The sequence below is a fragment of the Sphingomonas parva (ex Maeng et al. 2020) genome, assembly GCF_004564275.1.
Lineage (GTDB): Bacteria > Pseudomonadota > Alphaproteobacteria > Sphingomonadales > Sphingomonadaceae > Allosphingosinicella > Allosphingosinicella parva.
The window spans coordinates 1-6389 of the sequence record NZ_SPDV01000086.1 but is presented as its reverse complement, the minus strand read 5'-3'; the positions used below and the strand labels follow the sequence as shown (position 1 = coordinate 6389).

Annotated in this window: 9 protein-coding genes; 2 read left to right on the top strand and 7 right to left on the bottom strand. The window is 67.6% G+C overall.

The window, feature by feature from the left end; all coding sequences use genetic code 11:
- The coding region (locus E2493_RS20380; RefSeq protein WP_167737493.1) for an IS110 family transposase at window positions 1-270 on the bottom strand (270 nt) is incomplete at its 3' end.
- Between the two features lie 310 nt (window positions 271-580).
- Entirely contained in the window at window positions 581-1483 is a 903-nt protein-coding gene (gene rarD / locus E2493_RS20375; protein WP_135090542.1) for an EamA family transporter RarD, read from the bottom strand.
- 73 nt (window positions 1484-1556) lie between these two features.
- Here rarD and E2493_RS20370 point away from each other — a divergent pair, with 73 nt between their 5' ends.
- Both E2493_RS20370 and E2493_RS20365 read left to right on the top strand, forming a co-directional pair.
- Complete coding sequence (locus tag E2493_RS20370) at window positions 1557-1943, top strand: ribose-phosphate pyrophosphokinase (RefSeq protein ID WP_135090540.1); 387 nt, start codon at window positions 1557-1559, stop codon at window positions 1941-1943.
- A 63-nt stretch (window positions 1944-2006) separates the two neighbouring features.
- A complete protein-coding gene (locus tag E2493_RS20365) occupies window positions 2007-2690 on the top strand; it encodes a hypothetical protein (protein ID WP_135090538.1) in 684 nt (227 codons plus the stop codon).
- Between the two features lie 44 nt (window positions 2691-2734).
- Here the strand turns inward: E2493_RS20365 and E2493_RS20360 are convergent, their stop codons facing one another.
- The 5 genes from E2493_RS20360 to rpsE all read right to left on the bottom strand — a co-directional run.
- The gene (locus E2493_RS20360) at window positions 2735-3385 is read right to left on the bottom strand and encodes an adenylate kinase (RefSeq protein ID WP_135090536.1); all 651 of its coding nucleotides are present in this window, start codon (window positions 3383-3385) and stop codon (window positions 2735-2737) included.
- Between the two features lie 29 nt (window positions 3386-3414).
- Window positions 3415-4782: a preprotein translocase subunit SecY gene (secY, locus tag E2493_RS20355; protein ID WP_135090534.1), complete on the bottom strand. Its 1368-nt coding sequence runs from the start codon at window positions 4780-4782 to the stop codon at window positions 3415-3417.
- 109 nt (window positions 4783-4891) lie between these two features.
- Entirely contained in the window at window positions 4892-5413 is a 522-nt protein-coding gene (rplO, locus tag E2493_RS20350; protein WP_135090532.1) for a 50S ribosomal protein L15, read from the bottom strand.
- A 193-nt stretch (window positions 5414-5606) separates the two neighbouring features.
- Entirely contained in the window at window positions 5607-5783 is a 177-nt protein-coding gene (gene rpmD / locus E2493_RS20345; protein ID WP_135090530.1) for a 50S ribosomal protein L30, read from the bottom strand.
- Window positions 5784-5788: 5 nt separating this feature from the next.
- Window positions 5789-6389: 30S ribosomal protein S5 (gene rpsE / locus E2493_RS20340; RefSeq protein ID WP_225421622.1), on the bottom strand; the 601-nt coding region annotated here is incomplete at its 5' end.

Here is a 6389-nt window from a genome sequence, read left to right as displayed (position 1 = left end):
TGCCTCAGCGAAGCGGCGCGCCTGCCTCGGATTGACCTTGGCATAGGGCAGACCGCTCCGGACGAGCGTACGTTCAAACAGGCGATGATAGGGCCCGGTGGGCTCGAAGACGACCAGGTCGATCGAGACACGATCGAGCCAAGCCAACAGCTGCGCGTGGCCTGCCGCGATATTCGCGACATGCAAGGTGCTGCCGCCGGGATTGAGGCACACGTCGAGATGGTCTTTGGAGATGTCGACGCCGAGGACCTGTGGTAGGCTCTTGCTCATCTTTTCCTCCCCTCTGCTTGTCATCCGAGGCGGCACCTCGGGTATCCGTTCAGGGCTCAAGGAAAAGAAAGGGGTGATCAAACTCTAGCTCGGTCCGCGACGACCAGCGCGATCTCGATCCGACCCCTTCCGCCGTTGGTGGGTACAGCCGCCAACGGCGGTCCGTTTTGCCACGAACGGGCAGACTCTCATAAGACAAGCGCGATCGGCTGACGTGGACGCGCTTCCGCCGATGGCGTTAATCGCGCTTTTCAAATGGTTGAGACCAAGATCCACGCCTCAGGCTGATTCAGCCTGAGGCGATCTTGGTCTAGGCGTCGCGCCGTGCCCGCGCAGCGGCCCTGCCGGTGCGGACGCCTTCGACGATGAACACCACAAGCGCCGTCCAGATCAAGGCGAAGCAGATCGCATGGGCGGTCGTCAGCGGCTCGCCGAACACCAGCACGGCGAGCAGGAACTGGAGCGAGGGTGCGACATATTGCAGGAAGCCGAGCGTCGAATAGGGCAGGCGCCTTGCCGCCGCGGTGAACAGCAGCAGCGGGATCGCCGTCACCGCCCCGCCGAGGATCAGCAGGATGTCGGTCGTGCGATCGCGCAGGAAGCCGCCGTCGCCGCTCTGCTGGGCCCAGAGGATCCAGGCAAGGGCGAGCGGCGTCAGGACGATCGTCTCGATCGAAAGGCCCTCCAGGGAGTCGACCGGCGCGACCTTGCGCAGATAGCCGTACAGAGCGAAGCTTCCGGCCAGCGAGAGGCTGATCCACAAGGCGCTGCCGGCGCCGGCGGCGAGGATCGCCACCCCTGTCGCAGCGAGCCCGACGGCGATCTTCTGGAACAGGCTGAGCCGCTCGTTCAGCAGGAGGACGCCGAGCAGCACGTTGACGAGCGGGTTCAGATAATAGCCGAGGCTGCCCTCCAGCACGTGGCCGCTGACCACGGCATAGATGTAGACCAGCCAGTTGATCCCGATCAGCGCGGCGGTGAGGGTGAGCGTCATCACCAGTCGCGGCGTCGCGAGGGCCGCGCGTATGCCGGACCACTTCCTCCACAAGGCGGCGAGAAGGCCGAGGACGAAGAGCGACCAGACGATCCGGTGCGAGACGATCTCGACCGGTCCGACGTGATGGATGGCCTTGAAGTAGAGCGGCAGGAAGCCCCAGAGGAGATAGGCGCTGAAGCCGAGCAGCAGGCCGCCGCGTGCAGGGTTTTGAGTCACGCCGGGCGCCTAGCGGAGTGACCCCGCCGCCACAAGCATTGGCCGCGGCGGCACAGGCGGTTACCGTGGGCCGATGGCAGCTCTGGCCGAACCCGAGGAGGTCCGCCTCCACCTCGTCGCCGCCGCCCGCGCCGGCACGGCGCTCACTTATGCCGAGATCCTCGAGCGGCTCGGCTATGCCTTCTCCCGGCCGAAGATGCGCGCCCTCTGCGCGATCCTGGGGACGGTGGACGAGGATGCGGCCGCGCGCGGCGAGCCGGAGCTCGCCGTGCTCGTCGTGCGCCAGAGCGACGGCATCCCGGGCCAGGGTTGGTGGGTGGCGGGCGGCGCCCGCTCGCGCGGCTACGAAGGACCTTGGGAGGGACCGGAAGCGCGCCGCTTCATCGCGCAGATCCAGGCCGAAACCTTCGCCTGGTGGCAGTCCCACGGCGGGACAGGCGGATTCACCCCCCTGGATTAACCATCTCCGCTTACCCACTCTGAGCAGGCTTCGGGCAAAAGGGATCCGATGGGAGCTCCAGCGATGGCGAATGCACAGATCACAGTTCGACACACCGCCCTCTCCGCCCTGCTCGCGCTGGCGGCGTGCGGCGGCGGCGACGATCAGGCGGCCGCGAACGGCGGCTTGGCGAACGACGCCGATCCGGCGCTGACCAGCGCGCTCGCCGATCAGATCGCGGTCGATCCGCAGCTCTCCCAGCAATCGAACCAGAATGCGGTCCGCACGCCGGAGACTCCGGCGCAGGCCCAATATCCGGCCACCGGCGGGATGCGCGCGCCGGAGGCGATCCCGGCCAGCGCCGGCACCGGCGCCCAACAGGCCCAGCTCGGCGCGGCCGCCAGCGGCGAAGGCGGTGTCGCCTGCCCCGGCGGCGCCCGCTGGGACTACAACATGGGATGGGCGCAGCGCCTCTCCCCGACCTTCCCGGTCTATCCGGGCGGACGGGTGACCGAGGCGGCGGGCGCCAACCAGGGCGATTGCCGGGTGCGCGTGGTGAGCTTCACCACCGCCGATCCGTATCAGCGAGTGCTCGACTGGTATCACACCCAGGCAGTCCGCGCCGGCTATTCCTCCGAGCACCAGCTGCGCGATTCCGATCACGTTCTGGCCGGCAGCAACGAGGCGGAAGGCGGCGCCTTCTACCTGATCGTCACGCCGCGCCCCAACGGCTCCGAAGTCGCGCTGATCGCCAACAAGGGGCGCTGACCGGCGGGAAGCTCCCGCCGCTTCGTTCAGATGCGTGACGACTCTTAGCGGCCGTCGAGGATCGCCTCGATCGCGGCGCCGACCTTGTCCATCGCCGCCATGCCGTCGACCCGGCGGACGATGCCCTTGGCCTCGTAATGCGGGAGGATCGGCGCCGTCTTGGCGCGATATTCGGCCATGCGGTTGCGGACGGTCTCGGCATTGTCGTCGGGCCGGCGCTTGAACGCCTCGGAGCCGCAGACGTCGCAGCGGCCCTCGACCTTCGGCTGCTTGTAGCGGTCGTGATAGCCCTCGCCGCAGCTGGCGCAGGAGAAGCGGCCGGTGATGCGATCGACCAGCGCATCCTCGTCCACGGCAAGCTCGATCACATAATCGAGCGCCATGCCCTTGGCGGCGAGCAGAGTCTCGAGCGATTTCGCCTGGGCCTCGGTGCGGGGATAACCGTCGAGGATGAAGCCGCGGCGGACGTCGTCCTGGTCGAGGCGATCGGAGAGGATGCCGGTGACGATCTCGTCGGAGACGAGCGCGCCGGCGTCCATCACCGCCTTGGCCTGCAGCCCGACCGGAGTCTTCGCCGCGACTGCGGCACGCAGCATGTCCCCGGTGGAGAGCTGGACCATGCCGCGCTCCTGCTCGAGGCGCTGGGCCTGAGTCCCCTTCCCCGCGCCCGGAGGTCCGAGCAGAATGATGTTCATGGCCGCGCGCTCCCCTTCAGCGACTTGCGTCAGCGGCCGCGGCCGCCCTTGAGCTTCGCCTTCTTGATCAGATCGCCATATTGATGGGCGATGAGGTGGCTCTGGATCTGGGTCACCGTGTCCATCGTCACGTTGACGACGATCAGCAGGCTGGTGCCGCCGAGATAGAAGGGAATGCCCATTCGCGCGATCAGGAACTCGGGGACGAGACAGATGATCGTCAGATAGGCGGCCCCGATCACCGTCACGCGCGTCAGCACGTAATCGAGATATTCCTCGGTGCGCTTGCCCGGGCGGATGCCGGGGATGAAGCCGCCGTAGCGCTTCAGATTCTCCGCCGTCTCCTCCGGGTTGAAGACCACCGCGGTGTAGAAGAAGCAGAAGAAGATGATGCCGGCTGCGTAGAGCAGCATGTACAGCGGCTGGCCGTGCTGGAGCAGGGTCGTGATCGTGATCAGCGCATCGCTCCAGGCGCTCTCGCCCTCGACGCGGTTGCCGGCGAACTGGGCGATGGTCAGCGGCATCAGCAGCAGCGACGAAGCGAAGATCGGCGGAATGACGCCGGCGGTGTTGATCTTCAGCGGCAGGTGCGAGCGCTCGGCCTGCATCTGGCCGCGCGCGGTCTGGCGCTTCGGATATTGAATCAGGACGCGGCGCTGGGCGCGCTCCATGAAGCAGATGCCGAGCACCAGGACGACGACCAGGGCGATCACGCCGATGATCATCACCGGAGACATGGTGCCGGTGCGCCCGCCTTCGAACACCTGGGCAAGCGCGGTCGGCAGCTGCGCGACGATGCCGGCCATGATGATCAGCGATACGCCGTTGCCGATGCCGCGGCTGGTGATCTGCTCACCGATCCACATCAGGAACATGGTGCCGCCGATCAGGCTGACGACGGTCGTGATCCGGAACATCAGGCCCGGATCGAGCACCGCGGAGCCGGTGCTTCCCGAGCCCCAGCCCTCGAGACCGACGGCAATGAAATAGCCCTGGACGGCGGCGAGCAGCACCGTGCCGTAGCGCGTGTACTGGTTGATCTTCTTGCGCCCGGTCTCGCCTTCCTTCTTCAGGGCGGCGAGGCTCGGCGACATCGACGAGGCGAGCTGCACGACGATCGAGGCGGTGATGTAGGGCATCACGCCGAGCGCGATCAGGCTCATCCGCTCCAGGCTGCCGCCCGAGAAGGTGTTGAAGAAGTCGAGGACGGTGCCGCGGGTGGTGTCGAACAGGGTGCCGAGCGCGCGCGGATCGATGCCGGGCAGCGGCACGAAGCTCAGCAGGCGGAACAGGATCAGGGCGCCGAGGGTGAACCAGAGCCGCTTCTTGAGATCGGTCGCCTTGGCGAAGCTGGCCAGGCTGAGGTTGGCTGCCATCTGATCGGCTGCGGATGCCATGTGTCTACGATCCCGAAATCAAAGGTAAAAGGCGGCGGAAGCTGTGTGACCCCCGCCGCCTCATATAGTGACTAGTCCGAGGCTGTCAGCCCTCGACGCGGCGAAAGGCTCAGGCCTTCGCGCGCTTCTTGACGCTGTTCTTCTTGGCGGCGGCCTTGTCGGCGGCCGAAACCACCTCGATCACCTCGACCGAACCGCCCGCGGCCTCGACCGCCTGGCGGGCACCGGCGGAAGCGCCGGCGACGCGGAAGGCGAGCTTCGCCGAGAGGCTGCCCTTGCCGAGCAGGCGGACGCCGTCCTTGCCGCCACGGGCGAGGCCGGCGGCCTTCAGCGCGGCATGATCGATCGTGCCCTTGCCGTCGAGCTTGCCGGAATCGAGCGCCTTCTGGATCGCGCCGAGGTTCACCTCGGCATAGTCCTTGGCGAAGATGTTGTTGAAGCCGCGCTTCGGCAGCCGCATGTGGAGCGGCATCTGGCCGCCCTCGAAGCCGGCGATCGACACGCCCGAGCGCGACTTGGCGCCCTTCTGGCCGCGGCCGGCGGTCTTGCCCAGGCCCGAGCCGATGCCGCGGCCGACGCGGACGCGGGACTGGCGGGCACCCTGGTTGTCACGGATTTCGTTGAGTTTCATCGTCTGCACTCGCTTTCGCTTTTGTCGCGCCTGTCCCGGCGAAGGCCGGGACCTCTATACGTTTCGTCCGCCGTCGGGACGGCGGGTGCCATAAAGCCCCTCGCCCGCTTTGGGGAGGGGCTTTATGCGGTTCGGCGAGCCTCCACGAGATCTCGGCCTGCGCCGGGATTCCGCAGTGATCCGCTAGGACGGATTACTCCGCCACCGACACCATGTGCTGCACCTTGCGGATCATGCCGCGCACCTCGGGGGTGTCGTCGAGCTCGACCGTCTTGTGCCGCTTGTTGAGGCCCAGGCCGATCAGCGTCTTGCGCTGCTCGGGGGCGCGCCGGATCGGGGATCCGGTCTGGGTGATCTTGAGCTTCGCCATCTGTCTTACTCCGTGACCGCCGTCGCGTCCGCCTGGGCGTCGGCATCGGCCGCACCGCCGCGACGCAGCAGATCGGCAATCTTCTTGCCGCGACGCTGGGCGACCGCCTTCGGGCTGGTCTGATCGGTGAGCGCCTCGAAGGTCGCCCGGATCATGTTGTACGGGTTGGACGTACCGACCGACTTGGTCACCACGTCGGCAACGCCGAGGCTCTCGAACACCGCGCGCATCGGGCCGCCGGCGATGATGCCGGTACCCTGCGGGGCCGAGCGGACGTAGACGCGGCCGGCGCCGAAATGGCCCATGCCGTCGTGGTGCAGCGTCCGGCCCTCGCGGAGCGGAACGCGGACCATCGCCTTCTTGGCGGCGGCGGTCGCCTTCGAGATCGCCTCCGGCACCTCGCGGGCCTTGCCGTGGCCGAAGCCCGCACGGCCCTTGCCGTCGCCGACCACGACCAGCGCCGCGAAGCCGAAGCGCTTGCCGCCCTTCACCGTCTTCGAGACGCGGTTGATGTGGACCAGCTTCTCGACCAGCTCCTCGCCGGCTTCCTCGTCGCGATTGCCGCGACGATCGTCGCGGCGACCGCGGCCGCCACGGCCGTCACGG